Raw genomic sequence first — 13,418 nt, 5'->3', positions numbered from 1 at the left:
TGCGAGAATGGGAGCGGACCACCTGCTGCCACCGACCGGAACGAGGCCCATGGCAATCGAAGAAGTCGTCCTCCTCGACGACGCGCACCGTCCCGTCGGCACCGCGCCCAAGGCGGAGGTGCACACGGCGGACACCCCCTTGCACCTGGCGGTCTCCTGCTACGTCCTCGGCGACGACGGACGGCTGCTGCTGACCCGCCGGGCGCTCGCCAAGAAGACCTGGCCCGGGGTGTGGACCAACAGCTTCTGCGGCCACCCGGCTCCCGGCGAGGGCTTCGTGGACGCCATCGCCCGGCGTGCGGGTCAGGAGCTGGGCTTCGAGGTGACCGGGGTGACCGAGGTGCTGCCAGAGTTCCGCTACCGGGCCGTGGACGCCTCCGGGGTCGTGGAGAACGAGTTCTGCCCCGTCTACGTGGCGCGCGCCGCCGGGCAGCCGCGGCCGCTGCCCGCCGAGGTTGCGGAGTTCGCCTGGATCGCGCCGGAGGAGCTGTTCGCCACGGCGCGGACCGCACCCTTCCTGCTCAGCCCGTGGCTGCTGGAACAGGTCGCCGAGGACCGGCTGCGCCGCGCGCTCAGCGGGCAGGCCCCGGCCCGCCCCTAGCCGGATCCGGACGACCGCAGGCCGCGGACCCCGGAGGCTGCGACCGCACGGCCGGTCCGCCGACGCGCTCCGACTGCGCCGTCCGGCTACGGGGCCGGCCGTTCCTGCGCCCAGTCCATCCGCGCGGCCAGCTCGGCGGCCACCGTCTCGAGGGCCCCGCGGAGGGCGAGGATGGCCGGGCGCTGCACGCTCGAGCCGCGGATCGAGGTGAACACCGTCCGCCGGGGTGCGGAGGGCAGGTCGACCAGCCGGCAGGGCGATCCCCCGCCCGCCCACATGAGGTCCGGCATGAGCGCCACGGCGTTGCCGGACTCCACGAGGCGCGTCTGGGCCTGCAGGTCCGCCGTCGAGAAGCGGACGTCCGGCTCGAACCCCGCCCGCCGGCACAGCTGCTCGCCCCAGTGCCTCGAGGCCGAGCCCCGGGGCTCCATGACCCATGGCAGCTCGCGGGCGTCCTGCAGCGACGCGATGGACGCGTGCTCCGGGCCGGGGGGAACGGCCAGGCGGATGGGATCCGAGATGAGCCGCCGCCGGTCCATGTCCGGGTGGTGGGCGGCGGCGTGGTCCGGGTACTGCTCCGCCACCACGACGTCGAACTCGCGCGTCCACGTCTCGTAGAGCGCCCGCTCCGGCTCGGCCTGCACCATCTCCACCCGCACCTCCGGGTGCTCGCGGCGCATCGTGCCCAGCACGACCGGGAGCAGGGCCAGGGCGGCGGACTGGAACACGGCGACCCGCACCGTGCCGGTGACCGTGCTCAGCGACGCCGCGAGGTCCGACTCGGCGCGCTCGAGGACGTCCAGCAGCTCCGCCGTGCGCGCCACCAGGATCTCCGCCTGCGGGGTGAGCTGGACCCGCCGGCCGGCCTTGGAGAGCAGCTCCACGCCGGCCTCCTTCTCCAGCGCCGAGAGCTGCTGGGAGACCGCCGAGGGGCTGTAGTTCAGGGCCGCGGCCACCTCCGCCAGGGTGCCGCGCAGCGCGAGTTCCCGCAGCAGCCGCAGCTTGCGCACGTCCAGCACGGGCCCATCTCCTAATCGTCACTTCCATTGATGGATCATCTACGGAAAACATCACTTTATTCGAAGAGAAAGGAGGCGCATAGTGAGTGACGCACCAGTGCTTACCACGCAGATCAGGGAGTACCACCTATGACGACGATCCCCGTCCCCGCGACCGCGAACACCCCCGCGGAACCGTCGAACGGACGCGCCCTTCCCCACGCCGCCATCCCGGCGTCGCTCCCCGAGCAGGCCGTGGCCACGGTGCGCCGCTGGCTCACCGAGGCGGAGCAGTTCCCGAAGGACGCCTCGGGCGAGCAGCTGGCAGGAGTGCTCAAGGATCCCAGTGGGCTGGACTTCACCGTCGGCTTCGTCGACGGCGTGATCCGCCCCGAGGACATCAAGGTGGCCGCCCGCAACCTCGCGCGGCTGGCGCCGAAGGTCCCCGGCTTCCTGCCCTGGCACCTGCGCACCGCGGTGCGCACCGGGGGGGCCCTGGCCCCGGCCGCCCCGCAGGTCGTGATCCCGGCGGCGCGCAAGGCGCTGCGCGAGATGGTCGGGCACCTCATCGTGGACGCCAGCGAGGCCAAGCTCGGCAAGTCGATCGCCAAGATCCGCAAGGACGACGTCCGGCTCAACATCAACCTGCTCGGCGAGGCCGTGCTCGGCGAGCGCGAGGCCGACCGCCGGCTGCAGGGCACCCACGAGCTGCTGGCCCGGCCGGACGTGGACTACGTCTCCATCAAGGTCTCCTCCACCGTCGCCCCGCACTCCGCGTGGGCCTTCGACGAGGCCGTGGCCGAGGTCGTCGAGAAGCTGACCCCGCTCTACGCGCGGGCCGCCTCGTTCTCCACCCCGAAGTTCATCAACCTGGACATGGAGGAGTACAAGGACCTGGACATGACCCTCGCGGTCTTCACCCGGATCCTCGACCAGCCCCGGTTCAAGGACCTCGAGGCCGGCATCGTGCTGCAGACCTACCTGCCCGACGCCCTGCAGGCGATGATCCGCCTCCAGGAGTGGGCCCGGGATCGCCGGGCGGCGGGCGGGGCACGGGTCAAGGTGCGCGTGGTCAAGGGTGCGAACCTGCCCATGGAGCAGGTCGAGGCCTCCCTGCACGACTGGCCGCTGGCCACCTGGGGGACCAAGCAGGACTCGGACACCCACTACAAGCGCGTGCTCAACTACGCGCTGCAGCCGGAGCACGCCGACGCGGTCCGCATCGGCGTGGCCGGGCACAACCTCTTCGACATCGCCTTCGCCTGGCTGCTCGCGACCGATCGCGGCGTGGCCGACGCGATCGACTTCGAGATGCTGCTCGGCATGGCCACCGGCCAGGCCGAGGCGGTCAAGCGCGACGTCGGCTCCCTGCTGCTCTACACCCCGGTGGTGCACCCCGCCGAGTTCGACGTGGCCATCGCCTACCTGATCCGCCGGCTGGAGGAGGGCGCGAGCCAGGAGAACTTCATGTCCGCGGTCTTCGAGCTCTCCGCCGACGAGGAGCTCTTCGAGCGGGAGAAGAACCGCTTCCTCGCCTCGCTCGCCGCGCTCGACGACACCGTGCCGCTGCCGAACCGGGTCCAGGACCGCCGTCTGCCGGAGCTGCCCGCCCCGACCGACGCCTTCGCGAACACCCCGGACACCGACCCGGCCGTGGCCGCCAACCGCGACTGGGGCCGGGCGATCATCGAACGGGTCCCCGGCTCCCGGGTCGGCGTGGAGATCGTCACCGCCGCGGCGCTGCGGACCGAGGAGCAGCTCGACCGCGTCGTCGACGCCGCCCTCGAGGCCGGCCGCGGCTGGGCCGCGCTGACCGGCGCCCAGCGCGCCGAGGTGCTCCACCGCGCCGGCGAGTCCCTCGCCGCCCGCCGTGTCGAGCTGCTCGAGGTCTCGGCCGCCGAGGCCGGCAAGACCCTCGACCAGTCCGACCCGGAGATCAGCGAGGCGATCGACTTCGCCCACTACTACGCCGAGCGCGCCCGCGAGCTGGACGAGGTCGACGGCGCGTCCTTCGTGCCGTCCCGGCTGACCGTGGTCACCCCGCCGTGGAACTTCCCGGTGGCCATCCCGGCCGGTTCGGTGCTGGCGGCCCTCGCCGCCGGCTCCCCGGTGGTGTTCAAGCCGGCCGGTCCCACCAAGCGCTGCGGCGCCGTGGTCGCCGAGGCCGTCTGGGAGGCCCTGGACGCGTCCGGCGTCTCCCGCGACGTGCTCGCCCTCGTGGACCTCGAGGAGCGTGCCCTCGGCCGCCAGCTGATCTCCCACCCGTCCGTGGACCGGCTCATCCTCACCGGCGCCTACGAGACGGCGGAGCTGTTCCGCTCCTTCCGCTCCGACCTGCCGCTGCTGGCCGAGACCTCGGGCAAGAACGCCCTGATCGTCACGCCCAGCGCCGACTTCGACCTCGCGGCCAAGGACGTCGCCTACTCGGCGTTCGGCCACGCCGGGCAGAAGTGCTCGGCGGCCTCCCTGGTGATCCTCGTCGGGTCCGTGGCGAAGTCCCGCCGCTTCCGCAACCAGCTCGTCGACGCGGTCACCTCCCTCACGGTCGACTACCCGACCAACCCCGCCGCGCAGATGGGCCCGCTCACCGAGCCCGCCGAGGGCAAGCTCCTCCAGGCCCTGACCACCCTCGAGGAGGGCCAGTCCTGGCTGATCGAGCCGCAGCGGCTCGACGAGTCCGGCAAGCTGTGGACCCCGGGCGTGCGCACCGGGGTGCAGCGCGGATCCGAGTTCCACATGGTGGAGTACTTCGGCCCGGTGCTCGGCGTGATGACCGCCGAGACCCTGGAGGAGGCCGTCGCCATCCAGAACGAGGTCGAGTACGGCCTCACGGGCGGCCTGCACTCCCTGGACCCGGAGGAGATCGGCTACTGGCTCGAGAACGTCCAGGCCGGCAACGTCTACGTCAACCGCGGGATCACCGGTGCCATCGTCCAGCGCCAGCCCTTCGGCGGCTGGAAGAAGTCGGCGGTCGGCCCGGGCACCAAGGCCGGTGGCCCGAGCTACCTCATGGGCCTGGGCGAGTGGGAGCCCGCGCCGCTGCGCGGGGCCGGGCGCCCGGTGGCCGACGCCGCCGTCACCGACCTGCTCACCGCCGCCCGCGCCGGGCGGGCCGGGGTCACGGCCCAGGAGGCCGAGGTCCTCGAGCAGGCGCTGCGCAGCGACGAGGCCGCCTGGGCCGGGGAGTTCGGGGTCGCCCGGGACGTCTCGCAGCTCTACGCGGAGCGCAACGTCTTCCGCTACCTGCCGCTGCCCGTGACGGTGCGCCTGTCCGAGGGCGAGCCCCTCGCCGACCTGCTGCGCGTGGTCGCCGCCGGCCTGCGGGCCGGTGCCGAGCTCACCGTCTCCTCGGCGCTCGAGCTGCCCGCCGCGGTGCGCTCCGTGCTCACCGGCCGGGGCGTGCGGGTCCGGGTGGAGGACGACGCCGCCTGGCTGGCCGGTGCCGCCGCCCTCGGCGGCGGCCGGGTCCGCCTCATCGGCGGGGACCGCGCGGCCTTCATCGCCGCGACCGGGTCCCGTCCGGACGTGGCCGTCTACGCCCACCCCGTCACCGGGGCGGGCCGGGTGGAGATGCTGCCGTTCCTGCACGAGCAGGCCGTGAGCATCACCGCGCACCGCTTCGGCACGCCGAACCACCTCACGGACGACCTGATCTGACGCACTGCTGCGACGGCGCCCCGCGCCGCGGCCCCCGTTCCCGGGCGGACCGCAGGGCGGGGCGCCGTGCTGTCCGGGGGCGGCCGGCGATGGGGCGCCCAGCCAGGACGTTCAGCCGCGGAGCGTTCAGCGGCGGAACGTCCGGTCACGGAGCGTTCGGCTGCGGGTCGTTCAGCTCCGGACCAGGGAGGCGTGGACCACCAGGTTCTCGGCGAACCAGCCGGTCGCCGGGTCGTAGCCGTCGCAGGTGATCAGCCGCAGCTCCGGCCCCGCGGTGTTGCCGTAGACCCGCAGCGTGGGGAACGCGTCCTTCGCGTAGCGCTCGACGGCGTCGACGGCGAACACCGCCGTGGACCCGTCCGCGCGGGCGACGGCGACCCGGTCCCCGGGGACGAGCCGGTGCAGGTCCGCGAAGACCCCCGGTCCGCCGCCGGTGGCGTTGACGTGGCCCAGCAGCACGGCCGGTCCCGCCTCGCCCGGGGTGGGCGAGTCCCGGTACCAGCCGGCCGGGGAGCCGGGGCGCTCCGGCGGGACCTCCAGGGTGCGGTCGGGGCGCCGGCCCAGCGTCATGAGCCGGTCCTCCAGGCCGATGCGCCCCACGGTCAGCTGCACCGGCGCCGAGGCCGGGAGCACCCCGGGACCGGTCCCCGGCCCCGCCGTGGGCGCCGGGGTGCGGGGCGCCGAGGCGGGGGCGGGGGCGGGAGCGCTGGGCGCCGCGGTGCTGACGGTGGGGCCACTGGGCGCCGCAGTGCTGACGGTGGGGCCACTGGGCGCCGCGGTGCTGGGCGTCCGCACCTCCGGCGGGGCGGGTGCTGCGAGGGGGACGGGCTGCCCGGTGACGGGACGCTGCGCCGTCGCCGGGCTCACGGTGACCGTGCTGTCCCCGGTGCACCACAGGCCCAGGACCACGGCGAGACCCGCCACCCCCGTGCGGAGGTGGCGGGTCTCGGCGCGGTGCCGGGCCACGCGGTGGTCGCGGGTCAGCGGCCGCCGGCCGTGCGGCGGCGCAGCCCCACTGCGGCGGCGCCCAGCGCGAGCATCCCCAGCACGGCCGCACCGGCCAGGCCGCGGGCGTCCGAGCTCGAGGCCGCCTCCACGCCGGTGTCCGCCGGGCCCTCGGGCACCGCCATCTGGGCCGGCGCGAGCACCCCGCAGGCCACCGGGATGTCGGAGGCCAGTGGCAGGGCCGGGGCCATGGGGTTCACCTTCGCCTGGGCCTCGGCGGAGAGGGTCGCCGGGTCCGCGCCGTGGACGTTGACCACCGCGGTGCCGTTCTGCAGGGCGGCCAGCGTCGCGGCGTCCACGGTGACGGTCCGCTGGTAGGTGTAGGCGTCGCCCGCCGGGAACCGGTCGATCGCCACGGCGGAGGCCGGGCTCGTGTCCCCGGAGGTCGTCAGCGAGGTGCCGATCCCGCCGGTCCAGGGCTGGCCCTCCATGGAGCTGACCGCGCCGTCCCCGTCGGCGTCGGCGCTGGGGGGAGCGCACACGCCCTGGCCCCCGATGTGGATGTGCTGGGCGTGCGGATAGGGGGCTCCCTGGAACAGGGCGGGGGCGCCGGCGACCTCGACGGTCACCGTGGCCTCCTGACCGGTGACGTCCACGGCGGCGTGGCCGGCGGCGGTGCTGTTGTTGACCGGCGCGAGCTCGGCGTGGAAGGACCAGTGCTCGGCGGCGGTGGCCGAAGTGGCGGGCAGGGCCACGGCCGCGAGTGCCAGTGCGGGCGCGGCGAGCAGAGCGGACTTCTTCATGGGATCGGCCTCTCGGTCAGGAACGACGGGGCAGGAAGGTGACGCAAAGCACAGTTTACTGATCATCTCCCCGGCGTCGAGGCTTTCCCGGAAAGTGCGATCGGGAATCCGTATGACGGAAACCTTCTTCCGGGCCCGTATGCGGGCGGGTAACCCGGCCGGTATAGTCTCTCCTCACACCGGGCGCCGACTGTGGCGCGTGTCACCGCGCCCCGGGCACCTGCCGGAACCCGTGCCGCCCGACCCCCGCCCCGGCCGGTCCGGAGCCGTCGACGAGGCGGGTGCCGGCGCAGGACGACGAGGAGTGAGGCATGGACGGCATCCGCGTGACGGTCAACGGGCAGGAACGGGCCGCGCGCGACGCCGGCCCCCACACCCGGCTGCTCGACTGGCTGCGGGGCGAGGGCCTGACCGGTGCCAAGGAGGGCTGCGCCGAGGGCGAGTGCGGAGCCTGCGCCGTGCTCGTGGCCCGGCCGGACGGGCCCGGCCGGAGCCGCTGGACCTCCGTCAACGCCTGCCTGCCGCCCGCCGCCGCTTTCGACGGCCAGGAGATCGTCACCGCCGAGGGGCTCGGCACGGCGGGCGGTCCCGGTGCCACGGAGCGCCTGCACCCCGTCCAGCGCGAGATGGCCGGGCGCGGCGGCTCCCAGTGCGGCTACTGCACCCCCGGCTTCGTCTGCTCGATGGCCGCCGAGTACTACCGGCCCGAGCGGCGCGCCCCCGTCGGAACCCCCCGCACCGGGACCGAGGTCGCCGGGGAGGACCACGCCGCCGACCACGAGTGCGGCCCCAACGGCTTCGAGCTGCACGCCCTCAGCGGCAACCTCTGCCGCTGCACCGGCTACCGCCCGATCCGGGACGCCGCCTACGCGCTGGGCGCCCCCGAGGACGGGGACGCCCTGCTGCGGCGCCAGGCGGAGCCCGCGCCGGGGCCCCGGCCCACCCGGCTGCTGGCCGACGGTGCCGAGTTCCTCCGCCCCGCTTCCCTGGAGGAGCTCTTCGAGCGGCTCCGGGAGCACCCCGACGCGCAGCTGGTCGCCGGGGCCACCGACGCCGGCGTGGAGGTCAACCTCCGGCACGCCCGTCCGCCGCTGGTGCTCGCCGTGGACCGGCTCGACGAGCTGCGCCGGCTCGAGGCCGGCGCCGAGCGGATCGAGATCGGCGCCGCGCTCACCCTCTCGGAGATCGAGCGGGAGCTGGCGGGGCGCGTGCCCCTGCTGGACCGGCTCCTCCCGCAGTTCGCCTCCCGGCTGATCCGCAACGCCGCCACCCTCGGGGGCAACCTGGGCACCGGCTCGCCGATCGGGGACTCCGCCCCCGCACTGCTGGCCCTCGGGGCGTCCCTGGTGCTGGCCTCGGGCGAGGGCGAGCGCGAGGTCCCCCTGGACGAGTACTACACCGGGTACCGGCGGAGCGTCCGCCGTCCCGGCGAGATCATCCGCGCCGTGCGCATCCCGCTGCCCCTGGCCCCGGACGCCGCGTTCTCCAAGATCGCCAAACGGCGTTTCGACGACATCTCCAGCGTGGCCGTCGGCATCGCGGTGCGGCTCGAGGCGGGCACGGTCGCCTCCGCGCGGATCGGCCTCGGCGGGGTGGCCGCCACCCCGGTCCGGGCGCACCGGACGGAGCAGGCCCTCGTGGGGAGCCCGTGGACCCGGGAGACCGTGACCGCCGCGGCCGCCGTGCTGGCCGGGGAGGGCACCCCGATCGACGACCTGCGGGCCAGCGCCCGCTACCGCTCGGCGATGCTCGAGCAGTCCCTGCTGAAGTTCTGGGCGCGGACGCCGTCCGCGCCCGTTCCGGAGGTGTCCCGATGAAGTCGCTCGCAGACCGCCCCGTCGACCCCGTGGTGGGGGTCCCCGTCCCGCACGAGAGCGCGGGCCCGCACGTCACCGGCACGGCCCTGTACACCGACGACCTGGTCGCGCGCACGCGGGGCGTGCTGCACGCCTGGCCGGTCCAGGCCCCCCACGCCCACGCCCGCGTGCGCGCCCTGCGCAGCGCCCCGGCGCTCGGGCTGCCCGGGGTGGTGCGGGTCCTGGGCGCGGAGGACGTCCCGGGGGTCAACGACGCCGGGACCAAGCACGACGAACCGCTGTTCCCCCGCGAGGTGATGTACCACGGGCACGCCGTGTGCTGGGTGCTGGGCGAGACGCAGGAGGCCGCGCGCCGGGGCGCGGAGGCCGTCGAGGTCGACTACGAGCCGTTGCCGTCCGTGCTCACCCTCACCGAGGCGATCGAGGCCGAGAGCTTCCAGGGGATGCGGCCCACCCTCAGCCGCGGTGACGCCGCCGCCGCCCTGGAGACCGCGGCCCACCGCTTCGAGGGGGAGATCGAGATCGGCGGCCAGGAGCACTTCTACCTCGAGACCCACGCCTCCTTCGCCCACGTCGACGAGGCCGGCCAGGTTTTCGTGCAGTCCAGCACCCAGCACCCCACGGAGACCCAGGAGATCGTCGCCCACGTCCTGGGCCTGCGCAGCCACGAGGTGACCGTCCAGTGCCTGCGGATGGGCGGCGCGTTCGGCGGCAAGGAGATGCAGCCCCACGGCTTCGCCGCCGTCGCCGCGCTGGGCGCCACCCTCACCGGACGCCCCGTGCGGGTGCGCCTCACCCGCGCCCAGGACATCACCATGACCGGCAAGCGCCACCCCTTCCACGCGCGCTGGGAGGCCGGGTTCGACGACGACGGACGCCTCCGGGCGCTGCGGGCCACCCTGACCAGCGACGGCGGCTGGAGCCTGGACCTCTCCGAACCCGTCCTGGCCCGGGCCCTGTGCCACGTGGACAACGCCTACTGGATCCCGCACGTGGAGGTGCACGGCCGGATCGCCCGGACCCACAAGACCTCCCAGACCGCGTTCCGCGGCTTCGGCGGCCCGCAGGGCATGCTCGTGGTGGAGGAGGTCCTGGGCCGCTGCGCCCCGCTGCTCGGCCTCGACCCCACCGAGCTTCGGCAGCGCAACCTCTACGCCCCGGGCCGGTCCACCACCCCCTACGGGCAGCCCGTCCGGCACGCCGAGCGGCTGCACGCCGTCTGGGCGCAGCTGATCGACCGGGCCGACGTCGACCGGCGGCGCGAGCGGATCGCGGCCTTCAACGCCGAGCACCCCGACACCAAGCGCGCGCTGGCGGTCACCCCCGTAAAGTTCGGCATCTCGTTCAACTTCACGGCGTTCAACCAGGCCGGGGCGCTCGTGCACGTCTACAAGGACGGCTCGGTGCTCATCAACCACGGCGGGACCGAGATGGGGCAGGGTCTGCACACCAAGATGCGGCAGGTCGCGGCCACGGCCCTCGGGGTCCCGCTCGCGGCCGTCCGGCTGGCCCCCACGCGCACCGACAAGGTGCCCAACACCTCCGCGACGGCCGCGAGCTCCGGGTCCGACCTCAACGGCGGCGCCGTCAAGAACGCCTGCGAGCAGATCCGCGACCGGCTGGCCGAGGTCGCCGCCCGGCAGCTGAACATCCACCCCGACGACGTGCGGTTCGTGGACGGCCGGGTCACCGGCATCGGCTTCACCGACCGGGACATCGCGTTCGCGGACCTGGCGCGGGACGCCTACTTCCAGCGGGTCTCGCTGTGGGCCGCCGGGTACTACCGCACCGAGGGGCTGCACTGGGACAGCTCCCGGATGCAGGGCGAGCCGTTCAAGTACTTCTCCTACGGCGCGGCGGTCTCCGAGGTGGAGGTCGACGGGTTCACGGGGACCCACCGGCTGCTCCGCACCGACATCGTCCACGACGTGGGTGACAGCCTCTCCCCGCTGATCGACGTCGGGCAGATCGAGGGCGGCTTCGTGCAGGGGGCCGGCTGGCTCACGCTCGAGGAGCTGCGCTGGGACGTCTCCGACGGCCCGCACCGGGGGCGGCTGGCCACCCGGTCGGCGAGCACCTACAAGCTGCCGAGCTTCTCGGAGATGCCGGAGGAGTTCACCGTCCACCTCTTCGAGCAGGCCACCGAGAGCGGCGTCGTCTACGGATCGAAGGCCGTGGGGGAGCCTCCGCTCATGCTGGCCCTCAGCGTCCGGGAGGCCCTGCGGGAGGCGGCCGCCGCCTTCGGCCCCGGGGGCCGCAGCATCGCGCTCGCGAGTCCGGCCACCCCGGAGGCGGTGTTCTGGGCGGTCGAGGACGCCCGGCGCGCGGTGCCCGCGACCCCGGCGTCCGCCGCCGCGCAGACCGTGACGGCGGCGCTCTGACGTGGACTGGCTGGACGCCCTGCAGCACCTGCGGGCGGCGGGCGCGCCGGGCGTCCTCGCGACCGTGACCGAGGTCCGCGGGCACGCCCCCCGGGAGGCCGGGGCCAAGATGGTCGTGGCGCCGACGGCCACGTGGGACAGCGTGGGCGGCGGCAACCTCGAGGCCACCGTCGTCGAACGGGCCCGGGCCCTGCTCGCGGCGGGCGCCGACGAGCCCGAGACCATGGTCTTCTCCCTCAACGAGCACGCGACCGTCCAGCACGGGCGGCAGTGCTGCGGGGGAGTGGTCACCGTCCTGCTCGAGCCCCAGCGGGCGCGGCCCGCGGTGGCGGTCTTCGGCGTGGGCCACGTGGGGTACGAGCTCGCCCGCGTGCTCTCCCGGCTGCCCCTGCACCTGCACCTGGTGGACAGCCGGCCGGAACAGCTGGCGCCCGCCCGCCTCGCCGGCGTCACCGACGGGACCGCCCAGGTCCACCTGTACCCCGTCCCCGCCCCCGAGGCGGTGCTCGCCGCGCTGCCGGCCGGTGCGCACGTGCTCATCATGAGCCACGACCACGCGGAGGACCTCATCCTGTGCGACACCGCGCTGCGCCGGGGCGACCTCGGCTCCGTGGGGCTGATCGGCTCCGCGGCCAAGTGGGCACGGTTCCGGGTGCGGCTGCGCGAGGAGGGCCACGACGAGGCCGCTCTCGACCGCATCACCTGCCCCGTGGGGCTGCCCGGCATTCCCGGGAAGGCTCCCGCGGTCATCGCGGTCAGCGTGGCCGCGGACCTGCTCCGGACCCTCGCGGTGCGCTCCGCCGACGAGTAGGGCCGGTGGCGCGACGGGCGCCCCCGGAGATCAGCCGGCACCTGCGGGGCACGCGCGGGAACGTCCTGAGCCACCACACCGACTGCGGCATGCTCTCGTCCGCGGACGACGAGTAGGGCCCGGCTCGCTCCGCGCGGTCGACCGGGCGGCAGCTCCGGAAAGGGGGGGTGCCGCCCACGAGGGATCAGATCGGGGGCGGCACCGCGAGCTCCAGGCCGGCTGCGCTCCGGTGTCCCCCCACGTGCATCGCACATCGGACCCGTGCGCCGGCCGCGCTCGTCACCGTCAGATTACTGATGTGTACACAAAAGTTCATCATTTCGTAAGATGGCTCACACTCCGGGGCCATTCGTGCGCTGACGTGGGAGGATGCCCGACCGGGCGGCTCCTGCCGGTCCGGTGCGCCCCGGGGTCGGGGTGCTCAGCCCGCGACGGCCAGGGTGGTGCCGAGCTCGGCCTCCGCCGCAGCGCGGTGCGCCGGAGCTGCGGCGCGGCCCCCGGTCGTCCCGGCACCCGTGGCCACCGGGTCGTGGTGGATCGCCGCCGTGACGGTCTCGTCGTCCAGGCCCGCCGCCTCGGCCAGCGCGGTGAAAGGCACTCCGTGGCAGGCCGCCAGGCGCAGCTCGGCGTGCAGGGCGTGGACGGCCTGGTCCAGCTCCCACCGCGCGGACTCGGTGTCCGCCTCGAAGAGCCACAGCCGCCGGGCGGCGTCGTCCTCGCACCCCAGGAGTGCCGAGGCGTCGGCGACCTGCTGGTCGAAGGACCATTCGGCCGTCTCGACGCGTCCGGCCGCGGCCAGCACCCGCCGGGTGAAGAAGGAGTGGAACAGCAGCTCGTCCCCGCGGCCGACGAGCGGCGCTCCCCGGCCCGAGGGGGCCTCCGTCTCGACGAGGAAGCCGCAGGCGCAGGCGTGGAGCCGGCGGCCGTCCACGGCGGCCTGGGCCGCGGCGTGGTTGGCGCGGCCGTCCGGGTCGGTCAGGTCGAGCGGGCGCACCGGCATGGGCCGGCCGCAGTGCACCGGGTCCGTGGTCGTCGTGCCGAGGGCGGCGGGCCGGGCGGCGGCCGGCTCCATCTCGTCCTGCGCGGATCCGTGCTGCACCTGCTGGCTCATCTTCGACCTTCCTCACGTTCCCTGTGGGCCCTGCGGTGGCGAACCGTTCCCGGGGGTCCGGTCCCCGAGATGCGCGCCACATTCATCCAAGTCCATGATCCCTAGTTTGTCTAGTTACTCGAACGCCGGGAATGTCGGTGCCCTAGGATGAGGGGCATGAGTTCTCCCGCGCCCTCGTCCTCCGGCTACTGGTACGGCACCAGTGACGACGGCGCCACCGGTGCCGGTGCGGTGCAGGTGCTGGAGGCCCTGCGGGCCTACCGCACCGCCGAGACCGCCATGCGCCGCCGCACC

General features: G+C 74.7%; 9 protein-coding genes. 5 read left to right on the top strand and 4 right to left on the bottom strand.

The genetic code is table 11. The features are described 5' to 3' along the window. Positions 1-49 precede the first annotated feature (49 nt). Complete coding sequence (gene idi, locus RE027_RS15335; protein WP_368809144.1) at positions 50-601, top strand: isopentenyl-diphosphate Delta-isomerase; 552 nt, start codon at positions 50-52, stop codon at positions 599-601. Between the two features lie 86 nt (positions 602-687). Here the strand turns inward: idi and RE027_RS15330 are convergent, their stop codons facing one another. After that, entirely contained in the window at positions 688-1,620 is a 933-nt protein-coding gene (locus RE027_RS15330; protein WP_368809143.1) for a LysR substrate-binding domain-containing protein, read from the bottom strand. Between the two features lie 129 nt (positions 1,621-1,749). On the opposite strand from RE027_RS15330, the gene RE027_RS15325 reads away from it, so the two are divergent. Continuing rightward, positions 1,750-5,256, top strand: a complete 3,507-nt coding sequence (locus tag RE027_RS15325) for a bifunctional proline dehydrogenase/L-glutamate gamma-semialdehyde dehydrogenase (RefSeq protein ID WP_368809142.1) — start codon at positions 1,750-1,752, stop codon at positions 5,254-5,256. A gap of 171 nt (positions 5,257-5,427) precedes the next feature. Here the strand turns inward: RE027_RS15325 and RE027_RS15320 are convergent, their stop codons facing one another. Together RE027_RS15320 and RE027_RS15315 are read right to left on the bottom strand one after the other, a co-directional pair. Then, complete coding sequence (locus RE027_RS15320) at positions 5,428-6,222, bottom strand: class F sortase (protein ID WP_368809141.1); 795 nt, start codon at positions 6,220-6,222, stop codon at positions 5,428-5,430. A 14-nt stretch (positions 6,223-6,236) separates the two neighbouring features. Then, a complete protein-coding gene (locus RE027_RS15315; RefSeq protein WP_368809140.1) occupies positions 6,237-7,004 on the bottom strand; it encodes a hypothetical protein in 768 nt (255 codons plus the stop codon). 311 nt (positions 7,005-7,315) lie between these two features. On the opposite strand from RE027_RS15315, the gene RE027_RS15310 reads away from it, so the two are divergent. The 3 genes from RE027_RS15310 to xdhC are packed head-to-tail and all read left to right on the top strand — an operon-like array spanning position 7,316 to position 12,013. Then, positions 7,316-8,821 carry a xanthine dehydrogenase small subunit gene (locus RE027_RS15310; RefSeq protein ID WP_368809139.1) on the top strand — a complete coding sequence of 502 codons (1,506 nt, stop codon included), beginning with the start codon at positions 7,316-7,318 and terminating at the stop codon, positions 8,819-8,821. Beyond that, complete coding sequence (gene xdhB, locus RE027_RS15305) at positions 8,818-11,202, top strand: xanthine dehydrogenase molybdopterin binding subunit (protein WP_368809138.1); 2,385 nt, start codon at positions 8,818-8,820, stop codon at positions 11,200-11,202. The genes RE027_RS15310 and xdhB overlap by 4 nt, the downstream gene beginning before the upstream one ends. A gap of 1 nt (position 11,203) precedes the next feature. Then, on the top strand, positions 11,204-12,013 hold the full coding sequence (gene xdhC, locus RE027_RS15300; RefSeq protein WP_368809137.1) for a xanthine dehydrogenase accessory protein XdhC: 810 nt from the start codon (positions 11,204-11,206) through the stop codon (positions 12,011-12,013). Positions 12,014-12,434: 421 nt separating this feature from the next. Here the strand turns inward: xdhC and RE027_RS15295 are convergent, their stop codons facing one another. Next, complete coding sequence (locus tag RE027_RS15295) at positions 12,435-13,124, bottom strand: hypothetical protein (protein ID WP_368809136.1); 690 nt, start codon at positions 13,122-13,124, stop codon at positions 12,435-12,437. Between the last annotated feature and the right edge of the window lie 294 nt (positions 13,125-13,418).

This window comes from Kocuria sabuli, assembly GCF_040981185.1.
Classification (GTDB): Bacteria; Actinomycetota; Actinomycetes; order Actinomycetales; family Micrococcaceae; genus Kocuria; species Kocuria sabuli.
The sequence above is the reverse complement of the archived record's forward strand: the minus strand, read 5'-3'. Positions and strand labels throughout refer to the sequence as shown.

What these genes read in the sequence shown, in the direction of transcription:
- idi (WP_368809144.1), top strand. Translation starts at nt 50, where the DNA reads ATGGCAATCGAAGAAGTCGTCCTCCTCGACGACGCGCACCGTCCCGTC.
- RE027_RS15325 (WP_368809142.1), top strand. Translation starts at nt 1,750, where the DNA reads ATGACGACGATCCCCGTCCCCGCGACCGCGAACACCCCCGCGGAACCG.
- RE027_RS15315 (WP_368809140.1), bottom strand. Translation starts at nt 7,004, where the DNA reads ATGAAGAAGTCCGCTCTGCTCGCCGCGCCCGCACTGGCACTCGCGGCC.
- RE027_RS15310 (WP_368809139.1), top strand. Translation starts at nt 7,316, where the DNA reads ATGGACGGCATCCGCGTGACGGTCAACGGGCAGGAACGGGCCGCGCGC.
- xdhB (WP_368809138.1), top strand. Translation starts at nt 8,818, where the DNA reads ATGAAGTCGCTCGCAGACCGCCCCGTCGACCCCGTGGTGGGGGTCCCC.
- RE027_RS15295 (WP_368809136.1), bottom strand. Translation starts at nt 13,124, where the DNA reads ATGAGCCAGCAGGTGCAGCACGGATCCGCGCAGGACGAGATGGAGCCG.